Raw genomic sequence first — 23577 nt, forward strand, 5'->3', positions numbered from 1 at the left:
TCTGTCTATTCGCCGCGCCGCTTCGAGCGCGTCAGGGCCCAGCCCTGGTTGGACCGGGCGCGCTCCACCCGCTTGTGCGCACGCTGAGCGGCGGCGTCCGTCTGACGGTGCTGGAAGGACTGCTCGCGCTGGAGCTTCTCGAAGCTCGCGCGCCGCTCCTCGGAGAGCGTGCCGTCCTCCACCGCCGCCCTCACCGCGCACCCCGGTTCGTTCTGGTGGCCGCAGTCGCTGAAGCGGCAGCTGGTGGCCAGCGCGAGCACGTCCGCGAAGGCGTTGGCCAGTGCCTCTTCCTCATCGCCCCACAGGCCCAATTCGCGCATGCCGGGCCCGTCGATGACGAGCCCGCCGTGCTCCAGCACGAACAGCTCGCGGTGCGTGGTGGTGTGCCGGCCCTTGTCTTCCGGACCCACGGGCTGGGTGACGAGCCGCGCGGCGTCCAGCAGCCGGTTGGCGAGCGTGGACTTGCCTACGCCGGACGAGCCCAGCAGCACGCCCGTCCTGCCGGGAGGAAGCCGTGCGCGCACGTCCTCCACGCCCAGGCCCGTCCGCGCGCTCACCGCGAGCACGTCCACGCCGGGGGACAGGGCCTCCACCTCCAGGACGCGCCCGGCCGCGTCGTCCGCGAGGTCCGCCTTGCTGAGGAGCACGACGGGCGTGGCGCCGCTGTTCCAGGCCAGGGTGAGGGCGCGTTCGACGCGGCGGGGGTTGAAGTTGCCGTCCAACCCCATGACGAGGAACACCACGTCCACGTTGGCGGCGATGAGCTGACCGTCGTGTTCGCTGCCCGCCTCGCGCCGCTTCAGCAGGCTGCGGCGGGGCAGCACGGCGTGCATCAGCGCCTCGCCGTCACCGGACGCGGGCGGTTGCAGGAGGACCCAGTCGCCCACGGTGGGCAGGGCCTCCGCGCCCTGGGCCTGATGGAGGAGGCGTCCAGAGGCGCGCGCGAGGAAGGCCGCGCCGGCGGTCTGCACGGTGAGCAGTCCCCGCTGCTGGCGCACGACGCGCCCGGGGACGAGGGAGGAGGACGATGGGGAGACAGCGTTGGACAGCGCGAGGTCGAGGTCGGGACCCCAGCCGAGGATTTCGAGTGTCACTTGAGGAACTCCGGGCAGAGCGATGCCACGGACGCGCGGGAGGGGACTCCGGGGCGCCGGGTGTGAAGGAAGCGGGGCTCGCGCTGCGACGGAAGACGGTGCTGCTACGACCGGCTCAGCGGATGCGCGCCCGCGTGGCGGACAGGGCCGCGACGACAAGGGGCGGAGTCATCAGGACAGGTCTCCTCAAGGGTGCGTGGAACCACCGGCGGTCATCGCCGTTCCGTGCGGGGACGTTAGCAATTCCTGTCGTCCGCTGGCCACCCCCGTGCGTTTTCCCCCTTGAACCTCACGCGACGTGAGGTTGTACCCATGACATCCAGTCGCGCGAAGGGGCGTGGCTGGAAAGGGGTGAGGCATGCAGCACACGGAGCTGAAGGTAGGGGAGCTGGCCCGGCGCACGGGGCTGTCCATCCGCGCGCTGCACCACTACGACGAGATTGGCTTGCTCAAGCCCTCGGCGCACACGGCGTCGGGGCATCGTCTCTATACGGCGGCGGACATCGCCCGCCTGAGTCACATCCTGTCGCTCAAGCAGCTCGGGTTCTCGCTGGAGGAGATCGCCGAGACGCTGGGCCGGGCGGACTTCTCCGCCCTGCGCGTGGTGGAGCTGCGGCTCCAGCGGGCCCGGGAGCAGCTGGCGGAACAGCGTCAGCTCTGCGACCGCCTGGATTCCCTCGCACGACAGCTGCGCGCGGCGGAGCCCGTCTCCGCCGACGACTTCCTACAGACCATCGAGGCCATGACCATGTTCGAGAAGTACTACACCCCGGAGCAGTTGAAGGAGCTGGAGGCCCGTCGCCAGGCGATGGGTGAGGACGCCATCAAGCAGGTGGAGGCCGAGTGGCCCCGCCTCATCGCGAGCATGCGCGAGCAGATGGAGCAGGGCGCCGACCCCGCGTCCGAGCCGGTGCGCGTGCTGGCCACGCGCTGGCGCGAGCTCGTCCGCGCCTTCACGGGCGGCAATCCCGGCATCGAGAAGTCGCTCCAGACGATGCACCAGCAGGAGCCGCAGGTGGCCCAGCGTCAGGGCCGCGACCCGAAGCTCATGGAGTACGTGGGCCGGGCCATGGCCTGTCTGGACGCGCCGAAGTAAAGCCAGACAAAGGCGACGGCCGCCAGCGAAGGGCTGGCGGCCGTGGCTGTCAGGTCAGGGCATCAAGATTACTGGCCGCCGAGGGAGCCGCCCGTGGTGCCATTGGAGCCGCTGGTGCCGGTGCCGCCCACGCCGCCCATGGTGCCGCCGGAGCCGCTGGTGCCGGTGCCGCCGACGCCGCCCGTGCCCGTCGTGCCGCTGGTGCCGCCCGTCCCGGTGCCGCCCGGGTTGATGACGGTCGAGCCGTTGGACTCGGTGCCGGGCGCGGTGGCGCCGGTGGTGCCGGTGCCCGTGCCACCAGTGGTGCCCGTGCTGCCGGAGCCGCCAATGGTTCCGGAGCCGCCGGAGCCGGTGGTGCTGGTGCCCGCGCCGCCGTAGGTGCCGGTGCTCGTGGAGGGCGGCGTGTACGAGCCCGCGCCGGTAGAGGGCGCGGTGCTGCCAGTGCCGTAGGTGTCCGTGCTGGAGCCGGTGGTCCCGGTGCCCGTGCCGATGCCGCTGGTCCCGGTGCCGCCCGTGCCGGAGGTGCTGCCGCCGGTGGTGCCGGTGCCGGTGGTGCCCGGAGTCGGGTTCACGCCGGTGCCAGAGCCACCCGTGCCGGTGGCGGTGTTGCCCGTCTGCACGCCCGTGGAGTTGGTGGTGCCGGGCGTGACCGTGCCCGTGGAGCCGGCGCTGCCCGTCTGCCCGCTGTTGATCATCTCCGGCGAAGCGCCCGAGGAGCCGGGAGTCGTCCCGGGGCTCGACCCGTCGCCTACCTGTTGGGCGAGCGCGCTGGTGGAGAGCAGGAAGCTGAAAGCCAGTGCCGCGGTGCCAATGGAGCGTCGCATGTGTGGAATCCTTTCCCGTCGCAGGTGGCGTAAAGGTGTGTGCTTCACCGGACAGGACAACCCTCTGGACCCAGCCGGCACATGGCAGGCCGGCAGCTCGCAGATCGTTCATGGGACGAAGCACGCGGGACAGGGCTTGCACGCACGCGCGCCGGAGCCAGTGAAACAGGTGGGGATGGAGCACCCCGGGTGTCCAACACCCGCGCTTCCGCATCGCCGCGAGAGGTCTTCGCCCCGTTTCTGTGCTGTCCTCCGGTCCAGGAAGGAGCGTGCGTGGGCGGACGGGAAGGGCATCTGGTGGCGGGCCGCAAGAGCGCGCGCCTCGCGCGAAGCGTGAGCGCCCGTGCCTGGCCGCTCACGCTCGTCATCGCCGCGGGCCTGGGCCTGCTGCTCTACGTCTCCACCACCAGCCTGCCGTACCTCATCGCCTCACCCGCCGGGGACGCGCACCTGGGCGCGCTCAATGACTGCCTGGCGCGGCAGCTGGGCGGCGCCACGCGGCTGGGCTGGGCCGTGGCACCGGACGCGTCGCGCGCGGCGGTGTTCGGGCCCCGCGTCGTCGCGGTCTGCGGCGAGGATGGCTCGCACTCGCGCTTGGAGATCCCCGGCGCCACCGCGCTCACCTTCGATGGCGAGCGCCGCCTGTGGGCCGCCGCCGGAGGCCACCTGCTTCGGGAGCGGGGCGGCGCGCTCCTGCCGGTGGGCGACATCACTCCACCGGAGTGGCTGATCGGCCACGCGGGCGGGGTCCTCGCGCTGGATGCCACCGGTCAGCTCATCTCCGTGGCGACGGACGGCAAGGTGCTGGGGCAGGCGCAGGTGCCGGGTCCGGGCGGGCGGCTGTCCATTGGCCCCGGCGGCGTGCTCGCGGCGGTGGAGTGGGGCGGCGGCGTCATCGTCTACGACGCCCGCACCCTGGAGTTGGTGCGGGCGGAAGCCCCATGCACCGTGGAGTTCCTGTGGTGGCTCGACACCGCGGATCAGGTCCTGCTGGCCTGTGGCGCCCCCGCTTCCCCGGATGCACCAGGGCCGGGCTCACTCCGCTTCGACGTCCGCACGGGAGCACGTGAAGCGGTGCCCGCACGCACGCGCGCGCCTGCCCGAAGGCTCTCGGGGCGGGCGCTGTATGTGCAGGGGTGTGATGGCTTCCCGTGCACCGCCTCGCCTCCCTGAAGCTGTTATGGGGAGGTTCCGCTCCGGGCCGGTGACACGCCGACACGGGGCTTTCCGGGGATCGTGGGACTTGAGTCCGGGCATGGCGTTCAGTGCCCGACACACAGGGCCTTTCCGACCCGGCTTTACATTCGACAAACCCGCGAACTCATTGGACGTTCCTGGGATCGCGGGCCGGTTTCCCAGCACCTGTCGCAACGCTTCCGCCGATCAGGGGTTTCATTCGTGGACGACACCAAGGTTTCCAGCTCCTCCGCTCCCCGCAAGCGCGCCAACGGCCGAAAGACAGCCGCCACCGCCGCAAGCCAGGACGCTGGCCCTCCAGGCGCCCGCTCGCAGGGCAACGTCGCGGCCAACCGGCTGAGCAACGCGGAGGCTTCGCGTGCCGAGCCCGCGCCCGCCCGCCGCGCTCCCGCGCGAGGGCGCAACGGCAACAACCGCCCGGCCGCCGATGAGAGCCTGCGCCCCGGTGGCCCTCCTCCGCTCCAGCAGCTGCTGGCGGCGCTCCGGGCCGTGCAGGGCGGTGACTTCTCCGTGCGGCTGCCGTCGGGCGCGCAGGACGTGGTGATGGATGAGATCGCCCGCGCGTTCAACGCGGTGGTGACGCTCAACTCCACGCTCACCCACGAGATCGTCCGCGTGGAGCGCGTCGTCGGCCGCGAGGGCCGCATGGGCGAGCGCGTCACCCTGGGCGACGTGCGCGGCGACTGGGCCACCAGCGTCCAGTCCATCAACGCCCTCATCGGCGACCTGGTGCAGCCCACCACGGAGGTCGCCCGCGTGCTGGTGGCGGTGGCCGAAGGCGACCTCACCCAGAAGATGGCGCTGGAGATCGACGGCCAGCCCGTGAAGGGCGAGTTCCTCCGCATCGGCACCACCGTGAACGCGATGGTGGATCAGCTCAACAGCTTCGCCGCGGAAGTGACGCGCGTCGCGAAGGAGGTGGGCACCGAAGGCAAGCTGGGCGGCCAGGCCGACGTGAAGGGCGTGTCCGGCGTGTGGAAGGACCTCACGGACAACGTGAACGTCCTCGCCGGCAACCTCACCGCGCAGGTGCGAAACATCGCGGAAGTGACCACGGCGGTGGCCCGCGGCGACCTGTCCCGCAAGATCACCGTGGACGTGAAGGGCGAAGTCCTTGAGCTCAAGAGCACCATCAACACGATGGTGGATCAGCTCAACAGCTTCGCCTCCGAAGTGACGCGCGTCGCGCGCGAAGTGGGTACGGAAGGAAAGCTGGGCGGTCAGGCCGCGGTGTCCGGCGTGTCCGGCACGTGGAAGGACCTCACGGACAACGTGAACTTCATGGCGTCCAACCTCACGACGCAGGTGCGCGGCATCGTGAAGGTGGTGACGGCGGTCGCCAACGGCGACCTCACCCAGAAGCTGATGGTGCCGTCACAGGGTGAGATCGCCGCGCTGGGCGCCACGCTGAACAACATGACGGACACGCTCAACGTGTTCGCGCAGCAGGTGACCAGCGTCGCGCGCACGGTGGGCGTGGAGGGCAAGCTGGGCGCCCAGGCCCAGGTGCCCGGCGCCGCGGGGACGTGGAAGGACCTCACGGACAACGTGAACCTGATGGCGTCCAACCTCACCAGCCAGGTGCGCAACATCGCGGAGGTCTCCACCGCCGTCGCCAATGGCGACCTGTCCCGCAAGATCACCGTGGACGTGAAGGGCGAGGTGCTGGAGCTCAAGAGCACCATCAACACGATGGTGGACCAGCTCCGCGCGTTCGCCGCGGAAGTGACGCGCGTCGCGAAGGAAGTGGGTACGGACGGCAAGCTGGGCGGTCAGGCCGCGGTGCCGGGGGTCGGCGGGACGTGGAAGGACCTCACGGACAACGTGAACAGCATGGCCTCCAACCTCACCACCCAGGTGCGCAACATCGCCTTGGTGACGACGGCGGTGGCCACCGGTGACCTGTCCAAGAAGATCACCGTCGACGCGCGCGGCGAAATCCTGGAGCTGAAGAACACCATCAACACGATGGTGGACCAGCTGAACAGCTTCGCCTCGGAAGTGACCCGCGTGGCCCGCGAGGTGGGCACGCACGGCAAGCTGGGCGGTCAGGCGGAAGTGAAGGGCGTGTCCGGCACGTGGAAGGACCTCACGGACAACGTGAACTTCATGGCGTCCAACCTCACCACCCAGGTGCGAGGCATCGCCAAGGTGGTGACCGCGGTCGCGAACGGCGACCTCACCCAGCGCCTGAAGATGGAGGCCAAGGGCGAGGTGGCGGAGCTCGCGGACACCATCAACGCGATGACCCAGACGCTCTCCATCTTCGCGCAGCAGGTGACGGACGTCGCGCGCACGGTGGGCGTGGAGGGCAAGCTGGGCGCCCAGGCCGTGGTGCCGGGCGTCGCGGGCACGTGGAAGGACCTCACCAACAACGTGAACCTGTTGGCGAACAACCTCACCGATCAAGTCCGTAACATCGCGGAGGTGACGACGGCGGTCGCGAAGGGTGACCTGTCCCGCAAGATCACCGTCGACGCGAAGGGCGAGGTGTTGGAGCTCAAGAGCACCATCAACACGATGGTGGACCAGCTCCGCGCGTTCGCCGCGGAAGTGACGCGCGTCGCGAAGGAAGTGGGCACGGACGGCAAGCTGGGCGGTCAGGCCGACGTGAAGGGCGTGTCCGGCGTGTGGAAGGACCTCACGGACAACGTGAACAGCATGGCCTTCAACCTCACCACCCAGGTGCGCGGCATCGTCAAGGTGGTGACGGCGGTGGCCGACGGCGACCTGTCCCAGAAGCTGGTGATGGAGGCCAAGGGTGAGATCGCCGCGCTCGCGGACACCATCAACGCCATGACCCAGACGCTGTCCGTCTTCGCGCAGCAGGTGACGGACGTCGCGCGCACGGTGGGCGTGGAAGGCAAGCTGGGCGCCCAGGCCGAAGTGCCGGGCGTCGCGGGCACGTGGAAGGACCTCACGAACAACGTGAACCTGCTGGCCAACAACCTCACGGCCCAGGTGCGAAACATCGCGGAGGTGACCACGGCGGTCGCGAACGGCGACCTGTCCAAGAAGATCACCGTGGACGCGAAGGGCGAGGTGCTGGAGCTCAAGAGCACCATCAACACGATGGTGGACCAGCTCCGCGCGTTCGCCGCGGAGGTGACGCGCGTCGCGAAGGAAGTGGGTACGGAAGGCAAGCTGGGCGGTCAGGCGGACGTGAAGGGCGTGTCCGGCGTGTGGAAGGACCTCACGGACAACGTGAACGTCCTCGCGGGCAACCTGACGGACCAGGTGCGAAACATCGCCAAGGTGACCACTGCGGTGGCCAACGGCGACCTGTCCCAGAAGATCACCGTGAGCGTGAAGGGCGAGGTGCTGGAGCTGAAGAACACCATCAACACGATGGTGGACCAGCTCCGCGCGTTCGCTTCGGAAGTGACTCGCGTCGGTAAGGAAGTGGGTACGGAGGGCAAGCTGGGCGGCCAGGCCGCGGTGCCCGGCGTCGCGGGCGTGTGGAAGGACCTCACGGACAACGTGAACGTCCTCGCCGCGAACCTCACGGACCAGGTGCGCAACATCGCCAAGGTGACCACGGCGGTGGCCTACGGCGACCTGTCGCAGAAGATCTCCGTGGAGGCGAAGGGCGAAATCCTGGAGCTCAAGAGCACCATCAACACGATGGTGGACCAGCTCCGCGCCTTCGCTTCGGAAGTGACCCGCGTCGCGAAGGAAGTGGGTACGGACGGCAAGCTGGGTGGTCAGGCCGCGGTGCCCGGCGTCGCCGGCACGTGGAAGGACCTCACGGACAACGTGAACAGCATGGCGTCCAACCTCACCAGCCAGGTGCGAAACATCGCGCTGGTGACCACGGCGGTCGCGAACGGTGACCTGTCCAAGAAGATCACCGTGGACGCGAAGGGCGAAATCCTGGAGCTGAAGAACACCATCAACACGATGGTGGACCAGCTGAACAGCTTCGCCTCCGAAGTGACCCGCGTGGCGCGTGAAGTGGGCGCGGAAGGAAAGCTGGGCGGTCAGGCGGAGGTGAAGGGCGTGTCCGGCACGTGGAAGGACCTCACGGACAACGTGAACTTCATGGCCCGCAACCTCACCACCCAGGTGCGCGGCATCGTGAAGGTGGTGACCGCGGTCGCGAATGGCGACCTCAAGCAGAAGCTGGTGGTGGACGCGAAGGGCGAAGTGGCCGCCCTGGCGGAGACCATCAACAACATGACCGACACGCTGGGCATCTTCGCGGAGCAGGTGTCCTCCGTGGCCCGCGAGGTGGGCGTGGAAGGGAAGCTGGGCGGCCAGGCCCGCGTGCCCGGTGTGGCCGGCACGTGGAAGGACCTCACGGACAACGTGAACTTCATGGCGTCCAACCTCACCACCCAGGTGCGCGGCATCGTGCGCGTGGTGACGGCGGTGGCCAACGGCGACCTGACCCAGAAGCTCATCGTGGACGCGAAGGGTGAAGTCGCCGCGCTCGCGGACACCATCAACAACATGACCGACACGCTGGGCACCTTCGCGGAGCAGGTCTCCACGGTGGCCCGCGAGGTGGGTATCGAAGGAAAGCTGGGCGGCCAGGCCCGCGTGCCCGGCGCGCGCGGCACGTGGCGGCAGCTGACGGACAACGTGAACCAGCTGGCCGGTACGCTCACCAGCCAGCTGCGCGCCATCTCCGACGTGGCCACCGCCGTGACCAAGGGCGACCTGACCCGCAGCATCACGGTCGTCGCCGAAGGCGAGGTCGCGGCGCTGAAGGACAACATCAACCAGATGATCGTCAACCTGCGTGAGACGACGCAGAAGAACCAGGAGCAGGACTGGCTCAAGACGAACCTGGCGAAGTTCAGCGGCATGATGCAGGGCCAGAAGTCCCTGGACGCCGTCAGCCGCCTCATCATGAGCGAGCTGACCCCGCTGGTGTCCGCGCACCACGGCGCCTTCTTCCTCTCCGACCCCGAGGGCGGCGTGCCGTCCCTCAAGCTCACCAGCACCTACGCGTACCGGGAGCGCAAGCACCTGGCGAACCGCTTCCGCCTGGGCGAGGGACTGGTCGGCCAGTGCGCGCTGGAGAAGAAGACCATCCTGCTGACGCGCGTCCCGTCGGACTACATCACCATCTCCTCCGGGCTGGGTGAGGCCGCGCCGCTCAACATCATCGTCCTGCCCGTCCTCTTCGAGGGCGAGGTGAAGGCCGTCATCGAGCTGGCCTCGTTCCACCCGTTCAGCGCCATCCATCAAATCTTCCTGGATCAGCTGACGGAGAGCATTGGCGTGGTGCTCAACATGATCATGGCGAACATGCGCACGGAGACCCTGCTCTCCGAGTCGCAGCGCCTGACCCAGGAGCTCCAGAGCCAGTCGCGCGAACTGACCCAGCAGCAGGATGAGCTCAAGCGCACCAACATCGAGCTGGAGGACAAGGCGAAGGAGCTGGCGGACCAGAACACCCGCGTGGAGGAGAAGAACCGCGAGGTGGAGCTGGCGCGCGTCAGCCTGGAGGAGAAGGCGGAGCAGCTCACCATCATCTCCAAGTACAAGAGCGAGTTCCTGGCCAACATGAGCCACGAGCTGCGCACGCCGCTCAACTCGCTGCTCATCCTCGCGAAGCTCCTGTCGGACAACAAGGACGGGAACCTGTCCAACAAGCAGGTGGAGTACGCGAACACCATCTACGCGTCCGGCGGGGACCTGCTCAGCCTCATCAATGAGATCCTCGACCTGTCCAAGGTGGAGGCGGGCAAGATGCAGGTGGAGCCCCGGGACATCGTCCTCACGGAGCTCAACCAGTTCATCGACCGCAGCTTCCGCCCGGTGGCGGACCAGAAGGGCCTCACCTTCCAGGTGGAGGTGCTGACGGGCACGCCGCGCCACGTGCGCACGGACCCGCAGCGGCTGCAGCAGGTGCTCAAGAACCTGCTCTCCAACGCCTTCAAGTTCACCGACGAGGGCGGCGTGAAGCTCACCGTGCGCCTGGCGGACAAGGGCATGCGCTTCGACCACGAGGCGCTGCGCCGCTCGCGCCACGTGCTGGCCTTCGCCGTGAAGGACACCGGCATCGGCATCGCCAAGGACAAGCAGCGCATCATCTTCGAGGCGTTCCAGCAGGCGGACGGCTCCACCGCGCGCAAGTACGGCGGCACCGGCCTGGGCCTGTCCATCAGCCGTGAAATCGCCAAGCTGCTGGGCGGCGAAATCCGCCTGGAGAGCGAGCCGGGCAAGGGCAGCACCTTCACCCTCTACCTGCCGCCGGAGTACCAGGGCGCGGACGAGGAGGGCGGACAGGGCAACGAGGAGACCGCTCGCGCGGTGGGAGCCCTGCCGGAGACGCTCGCCACCCCGTCCACGTCCGGCCTCGTCACGGCGCCGCCGCCGCTCGCGCCGCCGTCCCCGGTGGCGGAGCCTCAGGCCCATGTGCTGGACGCCGCGCTGCCCCCGCAGGTGGAGGGCTCGCACGCGCCTGTCGTGGTGGAGGACGACCGCGAGTTCATCCGCGAGGGCGACCGCACCTTGCTCATCATCGAGGACGACCTGAAGTTCGCCCGCATCATGGTGCAGATGGCACGCGAGAAGGGCTTCAAGGCCCTGGTCGCCACGCGCGGCGACAGCGGCCTGTCCATGGCGCACGAGTACCAGCCGGACGCCATCACCCTGGACATCCAGCTGCCCGTGGTGGACGGCTGGAGCGTGCTGGACCGCCTCAAGCGCAACCCGCGCACGCGCCACATCCCCGTCCACATCATCAGCGTGATGGACAAGCACCTGGGCAACACCCAGGGCGCGTTCGGCTACCTGACCAAGCCCGTGAGCAAGGAGGGGCTGGAGCGCGTCTTCGGACAGCTGTCGCGCTTCCTGGAGCGCCGCGAGCGCCGCCTGCTCGTCATTGAAGACGACGACGTGCAGCGCAGCAGCCTCACCCAGTTGCTCAGCGACGGCGGTGACGTCGTCGTCACCGCGGTGGCGTCCGGCCAGGAGGCCCTCCAGAAGCTGGAGGAGAACGAGTACGACTGCCTCGTCATCGACCTCCTGTTGCCCGACATGGACGGCATCAAGCTGGTGGAGGAGGTGAAGACGCAGCAGCGCTTCCGCGACCTGCCCATCGTCGTCTACACCGGCCGTGAATTGACGCCCAAGGACGAGTCCCGGCTGCGGCGCTACACCGGCAGTGTCATCCTGAAGAGCGGTGCGAAGAGCCCCGACCAGCTGCTCAGCGACACCGCGCTCTTCCTGCACCGCCTGGACGAGAATCTTCCGGCGCGCGCGCGCGCGGCCCTGGCGCAGCGCAACGACCAGGACGCACCGCTGGCCGGCAAGAAGGTGCTGCTGGTGGATGACGACATGCGAAACATCTTCGCGCTCACCAGCGTGCTGGAAAATCACAGCATGCAGGTCGTCTTCGCGGAGAACGGGCGGGCTGCCATTGAGATGCTCGGCCAGCACCCCGACGTGGACGTCGTGTTGATGGACGTGATGATGCCGGAGATGGATGGCTATGAAACCATGCGTGCCATCCGCAAGGACGCCAAGTACGCCAGCCTGCCCATCATCGCCGTCACCGCGAAGGCGCTGAAGGACGACCGTGAGAAGTGCATGGCCGCCGGTGCGAGTGACTACCTGCCCAAGCCGGTGGATACCGACAAGCTGCTGGAACTGGTCCGGCTGTGGGTGAGTGCTTGATACTCAACGAGGGCGATCCATCCTCGTGCCCCCTTTACACTTCCGTCTGGAAGGGGGCGGCCCTAGCCTTGTTCGCCGTGTATCGGGTCCCCTGACCCACGCGCTCCCCCGCCGCGCACATGAACTCCACTGAGCACACTCCGGAACGTCCCCAGGAAGCCGCCGCCACCCCGCGCGCGGCCATCCTGATGGTGGACGACCATCCGGCCAACCTGTTGGCGCTGGAAGCCATCCTCGAGCCGCTGGGCCAGGACCTGGTGAAGGCGACCAGCGGCGAGGAGGCGCTCAAGCAGCTGTTGCAGCGCGACTTCGCGGTCATCCTGATGGACGTGCAGATGCCGGGGCTGGACGGGTTCCAGACGGCGGCGCTCATCAAGCAGCGCGAGCGCACGCGCACCATCCCCATCATCTTCCTCACCGCGCTCAGCCGTGACGCGGCGCATGTCTTCAAGGGCTACGCGCACGGCGCGGTGGACTACCTGCTCAAGCCCTTCGACCCGGAAATCCTCCGCTCGAAGGTCAGCGTCTTCGTGGACCTGTTCCTCAAGGAGCAGCAGCTCCAGCGCCAGGCGGCCCTGCTGCGCCAGCGCGACCGCGAGGCCCTGGAGCGCCAGAGCGCGCTGCGCTACCGCAGGCTCACGGAGTCCCTGCCGGAGCCCATGTGGGCGGCCCGTGCGGATGGGGCGCTGACATACGCCAACCGCGCCTGGCGCGACTACACCGGCCACCACGAGGGGTATGAGCTGTCGCTCTCCTCCTTCCTCCTGGACGTGCACCCGGTGGACCGCGAGCGGATGCGCAGCGTGTGGAGCGACGGGGTGGTGCAGGTGCAGCGCAGCTCGCAGGAGTTCCGGCTGCGGCGCAAGGACGGCGTCTACCGCTGGCACCTGGCGCGCGCGGTGCCCGAGCACGACGAGCACGGGCAGCTGGTGGGCTGGCTGGCCATCGCCACGGACATCGACGACAAGCGGCGCGCTGAGGAGGCGCTGGGGCGCTTCAAGACGACGCTGGACGCGACGCTGGACTGCGTCCTGATGTTCACCCCGGACACGCTCACGCTCGCGTACGCGAACGCGGGCGCGGCCAAGCAGCTGTCCGCCTCCGTGGAGGAGCTGGTGGGCCTGTCGGTGCTGGAGGTGGAGGCCGCCTTCGACGAGACGGGCTTCCGCAAGCTGCTGGCGCCGCTGATGTCCGGCACGCTGCCGTCGCAGACGTATTCCACCAACCACCGCCGCCGCGACGGTTCAGAGGTGCCGGTGGAGGTGGTGCTCCAGTACGTGGCGGAGGGGGACGGCCCCGGCCGCTTCATCTCCGTGGCGCGCGACATCACCGAGCGCCAGCGCGCGGAGACGGCGCTGCGGCTGGCGAGCGAGGCGAAGGACGCGTTCCTCGCCGCCGCGAGCCACGAGCTGCGCACGCCGCTGGCCGCGGCGAAGGGCCACGCGCACCTGGCGCTGCTGAAGCTGGGCGGGCAGACGGAGGCCGGCCCCGGCAAGTCGCTGCAGATCATCAACCGGCAGATCGACCGCATGGCGAAGCTGGTGGAGGACCTGCTGGACATCAGCCGGCTGCAGGCGGGGCGGCTGTCATTGGAGCTGGAGCCGTTTGATTTGTCGCAGCTGGTGCTGGAGACGCGGGACCGCATGGCGGTGCTGTCGCAGACGCACGAGCTGAAGGTGGAGGTCCCCGAGCGCCTGGAGGGCACGTGGGACCGGGGGCGGCTGGACCAGGTGCTGACGAACCTCTTGTCCAACGCCATCCGCTATTCGCCCGAAGGCGGCCAGGTGCTGGTGCGCCTGGCGGTGGAGGGCGACAGCGGGGTGCACCTGTCCGTGAAGGACCAGGGCGTGGGCATCCCCAGCGAGAAGCAGCGCCTCATCTTCGAGCGCTTCGGCCGTGCGCACGGCAGCAAGTACGGCGGGCTGGGCCTGGGGCTCACCATCAGCCAGGGCATCGTGGAGCAGCACGGGGGCCGCATCTGGGCGGAGTCCACGGGCACGGCGGGCCAGGGCTCCACCTTCAACGTCTGGCTGCCCCGGCGCACGGAGGCCCAGGCGGCGACGCCGACGGAGTCCTCGCGCACGCCGAGCTGAGCCTTCCGCGTCGGGAGGGGACGCGGCCTGCGTCCCCTGGGGACGCGGTTCGTGGGGACGGTGTCTCTGCCCGTGGCTCTGAAGCGCCGTTGGTATGGCCCGTGCTCAGGGACGGGGCATGTCCTCGTCCTCGCGGCCCAACATCCTCATCCTGACGGTCGATCAGCTCCAGTTCCCCCGCTTCGCCTATGGGCCGGAGGGCGGCTTCCTGCCGGCCATCAAGGACATCCTGGGCTTCGTGGCAGAGGGCGGGGAGGACAACCCGTTCCGGAAGTTCTTCCCCGGCTTCGCGGCGCTGCGGAAGAACGCGGCGGTGTTCCGCAACCACACCATCGCGGCGTCGGCGTGCACGCCCAGCCGCGCGGTCATCTACACGGGACAGTACGGCACGCGCACGGGCGTCACGCAGACGGACGGCCTGTTCAAGAGCGGGGACGCGGCGGCCTTCCCGTGGCTGTCGGCGCAGGGGATTCCGACGCTGGGGCACTGGTTCCAGAAGGCGGGCTACCACACGCACTACTTCGGCAAGTGGCACGTGAGCAATCCGCCGGACCACTCGTTGAAACAGTATGGCTTTGACGACTGGGAGCTGTCGTATCCGGAGCCGCACGGGGCCTCCATCAACAACCTGGGCGCGTTCCGTGACGAGGGCTTCGCGGACGTGACGTGCGGCTTCCTGCGGCGGATGGCCTTGGGTGAGCCGTACAACCGGGCGCTGGCGGAGCAGTCGTACGCGGCGCCCCGGGCCGCGGCGCCGGAGGGGGAGGCCCAGCCGTGGCTGGCGGTGGCGTCGTTCACCAATCCGCACGACATCGCGACGTATCCCATCCTGCCTCGGCAGCTGGACCCGGGGGCGCCCAAGCTGGGGCCGCTGACGGTGCCGGCGCAGGGGGCGCGGTCGGTGACGCCCACGGCGGGGTCGCTCACGGTGCCGCTGAACCCGCTGGGGTTCCCGCAGGACAACGCGGGCGTGCCGTCGAACCTGCGCGACACGCTGGCGAACAAGCCGGACTGCCAGCGGGACTACGCGTACAAGATGGGGCTCGCGCTGTCGTCGAAGACGGGGCTGACGCTGCACCAGGCGAACGAGAACATCGACCCGGTGACGGTGACGTTGAACGCGGGCATCCCGTTCCAGCTGACGGTGAATCCGGAGAAGGCGGCGGAGCGCTTCCAGCAGTACTACGCGTGGCTCATCCACCTGGTGGACGGGCACCTCGCGAGGGTGCTGCGGACGCTGGACGAGACGGGGCTGCGGAAGAACACGGTGGTGGTGTTCCTCTCCGACCACGGTGAGTACGGCGCGGCGCACGGCTACCTGATGGAGAAGTGGCACGCGTCCTACCAGGAGGCGCTGCACGTGCCGCTGGTGGTGCAGTTCTCCGAGGAGCAGGAGACGCGCTACATCGACGCGCTGACGAGCCACGCGGACATCGTGCCCACGGTGCTGGGGTTGGCGGGCATCCCGCGCGAGGAGCAGGCGGCGATCCGCACGGACCTGCGGCTCCACCGTCCGGTGCCGCCGTTCGTGGGCGCGGACCTGAGCCCGCTGGCGAGGGGCGAGGCGACCACGGTGCTGGAGCCCAACGGCACGCCGCGAGAGGGCGTCCTCTTCATCACGGACGACGAAATCACGGAGCCGCTGCCGCGCACGGGCGACCCGCACCAGGTGCACGACGACGCGCTGTTCACCGTGTACACGCGAGCGGTGGAGCGGCTGCGGGAGCAGGGCAAGGTGGAAGGGTTGAGGCCCGGAGCGGTGTGCCAGCCGAACCACGTCCGCTGCGTGCGCACGCCCCGCTGGAAGCTGGCGAGGACGTTCGACCCGTCCGGAGCGCACGCGGACCAGTGGGAGCTGTATGACCTGGAGACGGACCCGCTGGAGCTGGAGAACCTGCTCGTCTTCGATCAGCCGTTCCCGACGCTGATTCCGTCACTGCCGCGAGGGCTGTCCCGCGTGGAGGTGGAGGAGGCGGCGCGCGCGACGCGGACGCTGCTGGAGCGGTACGAGGTGGAGAAGCTGTCGCCCTGGCCGCAGGGTTAGAGGAACCGGCGGAGCCACTGGTTCGTGTCCTGTTGGAAGGGGAGGAGCGCTTCGCTTTCGTACTGGAAGAGGAAGGGCTCCATCAGGCGGGCCAGCGCGCGGTACTGGGGGGGAATGGGCTTCGCCTGCGTGTCGATGGGGTCAGGCCATTCGTCCAGGGTGACGAGCACGCGGTCCCCGTCCATGGGGAGCAGGGAGACCTCCGGGAAGGGGAGCGCGTTGCGGAGCGTGGTGATGCCGCCCAACTGTCCCAGCAGGGGCTGGCCGAGGAACGTGAGCCAGTAGGGCCCCAGGGTTTGGGTTCCAAGGCGAGAACTGAAACTCCTGGCATCGGGCGCATCAAGGCCGAGGTAGCGAGTGAGGAGGGCTTCGGTGATGTCCCAATCCCCTGCAGCCCAGGAGCCCTGTGTCGAGACAAGGGCGAAGCTGGCGTAACCGAAGTTGAAGGGCAGCTCACGAGCCAGTTCAAGTGCCAGCGAGCGAAGGCGCGTCACACCGTGCTCCACGAGGTATTCCGTGGGGAACGTGAACGCCAACGTGCTGACTGGAGCATCATGGAAGGGACTGTCGAGCCGACGCCCATAATACTCGACCTGATAATCACCGGTTTCGCTGGGGCTCTCCAGCAGCTCAGCGGTCCTGCCGCCGCCGCCACCGCGTCCAACGACTTCCTCGCGGTTGTGTGTCCACCCTTCGTCGTCGAGCGGGACCATGTCTCCATCCGCTGACGTGTACCAATTGAGTGAGCCGGCCGGAATGGCACGAACGTAGGCCTCGATAGCGCGCCAGATCGCGGAGCCGATCTCTGAATAGTCGCGATGGATGAAGAACGAAAAGACAATGCCATCCCGCGCCGTGAGCCAGTCATTCCTGCCCCGAAGTCTGATGACTGGGTAGTTCTCTTTCATGGCGGCGCGATTCCTTTGACTGGCGAGATGAGCAGGGCTTTGCCACCTAACGCTTTTTCGTAGACGCTCCCCTGGAGATCATCTGCATAGGGGCTGCTGCTTCCGTAGCGAGCCCATTGTGGCCGATTGGTGTTAGGGCAGGGGAACTTGAAGTCCAGGGTGAGCGCGGCCTTCAAGAGGTTTCGGTCCGCGTGCAGAACGATGTCCGGCTTGATGGTGCCTCGGAGTTCGTCGGTGCAGCCGTCGGCGATGAGTTGCGCTTCCTTCGCCCGGCTGATGGTCTCCAGGAAGCGGGCGTTCGGGTAGTAGCGGTAGCGCTGCTCGATGCTGAAGGGCGCGGGCCACAGCTCCTTCAGCACTTCCTCCGCGCACTGGAGTGCGAGCACGTGCTTCTGCTTGCCGAGTTGCATGGCCCGCGTCACGGGCTTGCCGCAGCGGTCCTGCTCCACCACCTCCGCGCACTCCTGCCGCGTCGGAGGTCGGTTTTCGAAGTAGCGCGCATTGCCCAACTGCTCGGCTTGGACCGCACACGCGACGAGCTGCTGCTCCAGTTCATCCGCGTCGTGGTCCTGCTGCATCAGCGCGAGCACGGCGGGAGGGATGGACCGGACCAACGGGGACGCCATGGCCTGGGTCGCGGCCCGCGCGGACGCCTGCTCCGCCACGTAGGCCGCATGCCGTGCCTTCCCGGCGGTCTCCGTGTCCACGAATCGCAGGTCCCCATGCCGTGAACCGCCGGCACACCCCGTGAGCAGGGCGCAAGCCACCCACAGGCTTGTCGCGGGAGGTCGTCCTGGCTTCAGGGTTGGAGGAACCGGCGGAGCCACTGGTTCGTGTCGTGTTGGAAGGGGAGGAGCGCTTCGCCTTCGTACTGGAAGAGGAAGGGCTCCATCAGGCGGGCCAGCGCGCGGTACTGGGGGGGGATGGCCTTCGTCTGTGTATCGATGGGGTCAGGCCATTCGTCGAGGGTGACGAGCACGCGGTCCCCGTCCATGGGGAGCAGGGAGACCTCCGGGAAGGGGAGCGCGTTCCGGAGCGCGTCGATGCCGCCCAGGTGTCCCAGCAGAGGCTGTCCCAGGAACGTGAGCCAGGCGGGTGCCAGGGCTCGGGTTCCCAAGATGGACCTGAAGCCAGTGCCTTGATGGAGATCCAAGCCTGGATAGCGAGCGAGGAGTGCCTCGACGATGGGCCATCTCGCCGCGCCCCACATTCCATGGGATGAGATGATGGCGAAGCTGGCGTATCCGAAGTTGAAGGGCAGCTCCCGAGCGAGCTCCAGCGCCAATGTGCGCACGTGCGCCGCACCGTTTCCCTGGAGGTAGTCCGTGGGAAAGGTGAATGACACCGCGTTGACGGGAGCTTTACCGAACGGCGTGTCGAGTGGATGGCCTTCGTACTCAAAAACGTACCCGCTGGAGATCTCACCTCCGCCCGGGCTTTCGGAGAGTTCCGCATTCCCACTGGTGCCCCAGGGACGCTCGAGTATTTGCTGGCGAGCGATCTCCCAGCCCTTGTCATCCAGCTCCAGGATGTCGCCGTCATCCGTGCCGTACCAGCCCAGCGAGCCCGGAGGAATGGCGCGGAGATAGGTTTGCAGGGCACGCCACACCGCAGTCGCTATCTCCTTGTGGTCGCGGTGGATGAAGAAGCTGAGGCCAATGCCGTCGCGGGCCGCGGGAATCGGAGGCGAACCTTTCGACCACAGGCGGATGACAGGGTACTCCCTGGTCATGGCTTCACCTCTTTGACTCCTATACGGGGCGAAATGAGCAAGGCCTTCCCTCCCAGGGCTTCCTCGTAGACGGCCCGCTGCGACATGCTGGCGTAGGTTCCCGTGCCATACCTTGTCCAGGTTGGCTCATTCGTGTCCGGACACGGGAACTTGAAGTCCAGGGTGAGCGCGGACTTGAGCAGGTTGCGGTCGCCGTGCAGGACGAGGTCCGGCTTGATGGTGCCTCGGAGTTCGTCGGTGCAGCCGTCGGCGATGAGTTGTGCTTCCTTCGCCCGGCTGATGGTCTCCAGGAAGCGGGCGTTCGGGTAGTAGCGGTAGCGCTGCTCGATGCTGAAGGGCGCGGGCCACAGCTCCTTCAGCACCGCCTCCGCGCACTGAAGCGCGAGCACGTGCTTCTGCTTGCCGAGTTGCATGGCGCGGGTCACGGGCTTGCCGCAGCGGTCCTGCTCCACCACCTCCGCGCACTCCTGACGCGTCGGAGGTCGGTTTTCGAAGTAGCGCGCATTGCCCAACTGCTCGGCTTGGACCGCACACGCGGCGAGCTGCTGCTCCAGTTCATCCGCGTCGTGGTCCTGCTGCATCAGCGCGAGCACGGCGGGAGGGATGGCCCGGACCAGCGGGGAGGCGATGGCCTGGGTCGCGGCCCGCGCGGACGCTTGCTCCGCCACATACGCCGCGTGCCGTGCCTTCGCGGCGGTCTCCGTGTCCACGAACCGCAGCTCTCCATGCCGGGAGTGCCGTGAGCCGCCTGCACATGCCGTCAGCAGGGCGCAAGCCACCCACAGGCTCGTCGCGGGACGCATGTGCTGCTGGATCGGTTTCCGTCCTGGCTTCAGGGGAAGAGGAACCGGCGGAGCCATTGGTTCGAGTCCTGCTGGTAAAGGGGGAGTCCTTCGCCTTTGTACTGGAAGAGGAAGGGCTCCATCAGGCGGGCCAGCGCGCGGTACTGGGGGGGGATGGGCTTCGCCTGCGTGTCGATGGGGTCGGGCCATTCGTCGAGGGTGACGAGCACGCGGTCCCCGTCCATGGGGAGCAGGGAGGCCTCCGGGAAGGGGAGCGCGTTGCGGAGCGAGTCAATGCCGCCCAACTGTCCCAGCAGGGGCTGGCCCAGGAACGTGAGCCAGGCGGGGGCCAGGGCGTGTGTGCCGATGATCGCGCTGAGCTCCCTGGTGTTGTAGGCGTCCAGTCCCAGATACCGGGTGAGGAGCGATTCGGTGATGTTCCAGTCGGCGGAGCCGAACAAGCCTTGGGGGGAGACGACGGCGAAGCTGGCGTAGCCGAAGTTGAATGGCAGCTCGTGCCCGAGTTGGAGTGCAAGGGTTCGCAGGTGTGAAGCCCCGTGCTCCAGGAGGTATTCGGTCGGGAAGGTGAACGACACCGAGCTGATGGGGTCCTCGAGGATGGAGTCCCCGAGTTGCCGCCCGTAGTATTCGAAGTGGTAGCTGCCAGCCTCGCTCGGACTCTCCAGGAGTTCGATGGGGCGGAGTCCATTCCAGGGAGGCTCCAGCAGACACTCCCGGAGGTATTTCCATCCAGTGTCATCGAGAGGAGTCATGTCTCCATCGTCGGACGGGTACCAGCCCAGCGTTCCCGAAGGAATGACTCGACGGTAGATTTGCAGGGCGCGCCATACCGCAGGGGCGAAATCCTTGGGGAGACGATGGATGAAGAAGGAGATGACGATGCCGTCGCGTCCCGCGAGCCAGCCTTTCCTGGCGCGAAGCTGGATGACCGGAAAGATGTCCTTCACCGCAGCCTCACTCCATTGCCTGGAGAGATGAGCAGAGCCGGTCCGCCCAGCGCTGCCTTGTAGACTTCACCCTGGTTCATGCCGATGTATGGACTGCTGGGGCCATACTCTGTCCACTTTGGCAGGTTGCTATCCGGGCACGGGAACTTGAAGTCCAGGGTGAGCGCGGACTTGAGCAGGTTGCGGTCGCCGTGCAGGACGATGTCCGGCTTGATGGTGCCTCGGAGTTCGTCGGTGCAGCCGTCGGCGATGAGTTGCGCTTCCTTCGCCCGGCTGATGGTCTCCAGGAAGCGGGCGTTCGGGTAGTAGCGGTAGCGCTGCTCGATGCTGAAGGGCGCGGGCCACAGCTCCTTCAGTACCTCCTCCGCGCACTGAAGCGCGAGCACGTGCTTCTGCTTGCCGAGTTGCATGGCCCGCGTCACGGGCTTGCCGCAGCGGTCCTGCTCCACCACCTCCGCGCACTCCTGGCGCGTCGGAGGTCGGTTTTCGAAGTAGCGCGCGTTCCCCAACTGCTCGGCTTGGACGGCGCACGCGACGAGCTGCTCCTCCAGTTCATCCGCGTCGTGGTCCTGCTGCATCAGCGCGAGCACGGCGGGAGGAATGGCCCGGACCATCGGGGACGCCATGGCCTGGGTCGCGGCCCGCGCGGACGCCTGCTCCGCCACGTAGGCCGCATGCCGTGCCTTCCCGGCGGTCTCCGTGTCCACGAATCGCAGGTCCCCATGCCGTGAACCGCCGGCACACCCCGTGAGCAACGCGCACACCATCCAGGGACTCGTCGCGGGACGCACGTGCCGGACTCTATTTCCTTCCCTGGCTTCGAGGTGCGGCCTGTCTTCAGGGGCTCGCGGTGAGCTGGGAACCCTGGTGTAGTAGATGTTTCACGGGACACGCCCCGATACATTGGGAGCACGGACATTGGATGCTCGGCACCGTTGGATCTCACCCATGCTCCTGGAGCAGGCCTGCGCTCGGGGCCAGGCACTCCCTGGGGCGTTGCGTGTCCGGTTCGAGCGCGCCTTCGGGGCCGACCTGAGCGCTGTGCGCCTGCACGAGCATCCCCTGGTCGCGAGCCTGGGGGCTCAGGCCCTTTGCTGGGGCGAGCAGATCCTCTTCGCTCCGGGGGCACTGGAACTCGACCTGGCTCGCGGGACCCGGATCCTCGCGCATGAGCTGGTGCATGTGCTGCAACAGCGCGCGGGGCGCGTCCCTCACGGGAACGGCGGGAATGGGCTGCTCGTGGATGAAGCCCTGGAAGCAGAGGCCGAGTCCCTGGGGGCACAGGCCCTCTCGGGGGAACGCGCGCACCTCGCGGCTTCCCGGGCGCGGACTTCACCGACTCCCGCGCTCCAGGCGTACCACGTCATCCAGAACGCCCAGTTCGTCGCCCAGGACGTCAATCTCCACAACGCCACCTTCGAAACCCAGCGGGACGGACTGCGGCCCCACCCCTATCCGAAGACGCACGGCGACAGCTTCCTCATCGACGCCGGGACGGCGAACGTCATGGTGCGGGCGCACAACCAGGTCGCGCTCCGGTTCTCGGATGACAACGAGCTCGCCATCGAGGACACCGATCCCCGCCACGAGCAGCCCAAGCACTTCTTCGCCACGGACAGCGCCATCTCACGGTGCAACCGCGCGCTGAGGTCCGCGGGCTCCAGCTACCGGATCGCCAAGGTCCCCGGGCCGCGCTACCTGGAAATCGGCCCTCCCGCGCAGCCGGGCTGCCTGCCCTTCCTGAGCGGCCCGGGACCCAAGCGGCTGTTCCAGGTGGCCATGTCCGAGGATGGGCACCTGGAGCCCGCCGTGTCGCAGAACTGCAACGAAATCTCCGGCAAGGTCATGGGGGAGCAGCAGGACTCGCAGCGCACCGTGAGGCTCAAGCAGTCCGGCAATCAGCTCTTCCTCAACCTGCCGCGCTGGCAGCTCGGAGGGTGGGCCCCTGCCTTCCAGGCCCATGGAGACATCCCCTTCCGGCTGGCGGTGCTCCTCACCACGTTCCTCTTCCATGGACAGGGCGAGGGCCCCAACGCCGCCGCGGCCCGGCAACGCGCGGTCAATGACTACCAGGTGGGGCTGCAGAACGCGCTGGCCGGCGCCAATACCCCCGTTGCCCAGATGGCGGCGCTCGCGGGCTACTACGGCCCCATTGGCCGCAACTACGGCCGGCTGGTGAACCGGGTCCGCGCCAATGCCGGCATGACCCTCAACGGCGTCAACCTCAACGGGCAGACGCTGAGCGCACGCTACGAGCAGCTCCTCTTCCGTCTGGGCCTCAATGCCCATGCGGATCCGCGCGTGGGGGATGCGTTCCAGACGTACTCCGTGGGCGCCATGGAGCGCTACCAGGACGCCCAGAACCGCAACTGGATGCGGATGCGGGACGAGGTCGCTCCCCGCCCGGTGGCGCCCATCCCTCCGCCTGTCTACTGCGAGCCGGTGTGGGAGTATCACTGGGGCGGCGTGGTCGCGGAGAGCGGCGCGGACCGCATCACCTTCGAGAACTACGCGCGCAACTACGAGGACCGCGATGGGCCCCAACTCCATGGCGGCGAGTCCCGCTCGTTCTTCCAGATGACCCGCGTGCCCACCGGGGTCAATGATCCGCTCATCGCCCAGTCCTGGCACGAGAGCTGTTACGCCCACGGCTTCGCCAATGCCCTGACGCTGTGCGTCTCCAAGATCAGCCGCTGTGGGCGCTGAACCGGCTCACCGCTTCCCGCGGGCCAGCAGCATCACCGCGACCAGGATGGCGCTCATCGCGCCCCAGGTCATGGGGCCCAGCGTCTCTCCCGCGAACACCACGCCCAGCAGCACCGCCACCGCCGGGTTCACGTACGCATAGCTCATCGCGAGCGCTGGCCTCGCGTGCTTGAGCAGATAGCCATACGCGCTGAACGCCACCAGCGAACCGAACACCAACAGATACACGAACGACACCATCGCGCGCGGGGGCACCGCGTCCGCCATCCGCTCCCCCAACGCGAAGCTCAGCGCCATCATCATCACGCCCGCGCTCAACATCTGCGTCGCCGGTGCCATCAACCCCGAGGGCATCGGCAACCGCCGGCTCCACACCGACCCGAAGGCCCACGCCGCCGGCGCCACCACCACCGCCAGCGCCGCCACGCCTCCGCCGCTCATGTCCCCGCCCAGGTTGAGCAGCACCACCCCCGCGAACCCCAGCACCAGCCCCGCCAGCTC

The 23577-nt window shown here is 68.2% G+C and carries 15 protein-coding genes; 6 read left to right on the top strand and 9 right to left on the bottom strand.

The genetic code is table 11. The features are described from left to right. Nucleotides 1-5: 5 nt before the first annotated feature. The gene (rsgA, locus tag D7W82_RS13940) at nt 6-1094 is read right to left on the bottom strand and encodes a ribosome small subunit-dependent GTPase A (RefSeq protein ID WP_120618822.1); all 1089 of its coding nucleotides are present in this window, start codon (nt 1092-1094) and stop codon (nt 6-8) included. Between the two features lie 358 nt (nt 1095-1452). Between rsgA and D7W82_RS13945 the strand changes: the two genes are divergently transcribed. After that, on the top strand, nt 1453-2190 hold the full coding sequence (locus D7W82_RS13945; protein WP_120618823.1) for a MerR family transcriptional regulator: 738 nt from the start codon (nt 1453-1455) through the stop codon (nt 2188-2190). Between the two features lie 68 nt (nt 2191-2258). On the opposite strand, the gene D7W82_RS13950 is transcribed toward D7W82_RS13945, so the two are convergent. Then, nucleotides 2259-3014, bottom strand: a complete 756-nt coding sequence (locus tag D7W82_RS13950) for a hypothetical protein (protein ID WP_147439329.1) — start codon at nt 3012-3014, stop codon at nt 2259-2261. Nucleotides 3015-3287: 273 nt separating this feature from the next. Here D7W82_RS13950 and D7W82_RS13955 point away from each other — a divergent pair, with 273 nt between their 5' ends. From D7W82_RS13955 to D7W82_RS13970, 4 genes are all read left to right on the top strand, one after another. Then, nucleotides 3288-4187: a hypothetical protein gene (locus D7W82_RS13955; RefSeq protein WP_120618825.1), complete on the top strand. Its 900-nt coding sequence runs from the start codon at nt 3288-3290 to the stop codon at nt 4185-4187. A gap of 225 nt (nt 4188-4412) precedes the next feature. Beyond that, complete coding sequence (locus tag D7W82_RS13960; protein WP_120618826.1) at nt 4413-11843, top strand: HAMP domain-containing protein; 7431 nt, start codon at nt 4413-4415, stop codon at nt 11841-11843. A 119-nt stretch (nt 11844-11962) separates the two neighbouring features. Next, the gene (locus D7W82_RS13965) at nt 11963-13936 is read left to right on the top strand and encodes an ATP-binding protein (protein WP_120618827.1); all 1974 of its coding nucleotides are present in this window, start codon (nt 11963-11965) and stop codon (nt 13934-13936) included. 118 nt (nt 13937-14054) lie between these two features. Then, nucleotides 14055-15980, top strand: coding sequence for a sulfatase-like hydrolase/transferase (locus D7W82_RS13970; RefSeq protein ID WP_120618828.1), 1926 nt, complete (start codon nt 14055-14057; stop codon nt 15978-15980). On the opposite strand, the gene D7W82_RS13975 is transcribed toward D7W82_RS13970, so the two are convergent. The 6 genes from D7W82_RS13975 to D7W82_RS14000 all read right to left on the bottom strand — a co-directional run bounded on the left by D7W82_RS13975 (nt 15977) and on the right by D7W82_RS14000 (nt 21161). Beyond that, a complete protein-coding gene (locus D7W82_RS13975) occupies nt 15977-16888 on the bottom strand; it encodes a DUF3396 domain-containing protein (protein WP_120618829.1) in 912 nt (303 codons plus the stop codon). The genes D7W82_RS13970 and D7W82_RS13975 overlap by 4 nt on opposite strands. After that, entirely contained in the window at nt 16885-17595 is a 711-nt protein-coding gene (locus D7W82_RS13980) for a hypothetical protein (protein WP_233587526.1), read from the bottom strand. Before D7W82_RS13980 ends, D7W82_RS13975 begins: the two co-directional genes overlap by 4 nt. A gap of 92 nt (nt 17596-17687) precedes the next feature. Continuing rightward, the gene (locus tag D7W82_RS13985) at nt 17688-18620 is read right to left on the bottom strand and encodes a type VI immunity family protein (RefSeq protein WP_120618830.1); all 933 of its coding nucleotides are present in this window, start codon (nt 18618-18620) and stop codon (nt 17688-17690) included. Beyond that, on the bottom strand, nt 18617-19330 hold the full coding sequence (locus tag D7W82_RS13990) for a hypothetical protein (protein ID WP_120618831.1): 714 nt from the start codon (nt 19328-19330) through the stop codon (nt 18617-18619). Before D7W82_RS13990 ends, D7W82_RS13985 begins: the two co-directional genes overlap by 4 nt. A gap of 122 nt (nt 19331-19452) precedes the next feature. Then, entirely contained in the window at nt 19453-20370 is a 918-nt protein-coding gene (locus D7W82_RS13995) for a type VI immunity family protein (protein WP_370450995.1), read from the bottom strand. Further along, on the bottom strand, nt 20367-21161 hold the full coding sequence (locus D7W82_RS14000; protein ID WP_233587530.1) for a hypothetical protein: 795 nt from the start codon (nt 21159-21161) through the stop codon (nt 20367-20369). The genes D7W82_RS13995 and D7W82_RS14000 overlap by 4 nt, the downstream gene beginning before the upstream one ends. Nucleotides 21162-21318: 157 nt before the next feature. Between D7W82_RS14000 and D7W82_RS14005 the strand changes: the two genes are divergently transcribed. Further along, the gene (locus tag D7W82_RS14005; RefSeq protein ID WP_158617658.1) at nt 21319-23076 is read left to right on the top strand and encodes a DUF4157 domain-containing protein; all 1758 of its coding nucleotides are present in this window, start codon (nt 21319-21321) and stop codon (nt 23074-23076) included. Nucleotides 23077-23082: 6 nt separating this feature from the next. On the opposite strand, the gene D7W82_RS14010 is transcribed toward D7W82_RS14005, so the two are convergent. After that, nucleotides 23083-23577: EamA family transporter (locus tag D7W82_RS14010; RefSeq protein WP_147439330.1), on the bottom strand; the 495-nt coding region annotated here is incomplete at its 5' end.

The sequence above is a fragment of the Corallococcus sp. CA049B genome, from assembly GCF_003611685.1.
Lineage (GTDB): Bacteria > Myxococcota > Myxococcia > Myxococcales > Myxococcaceae > Corallococcus > Corallococcus coralloides.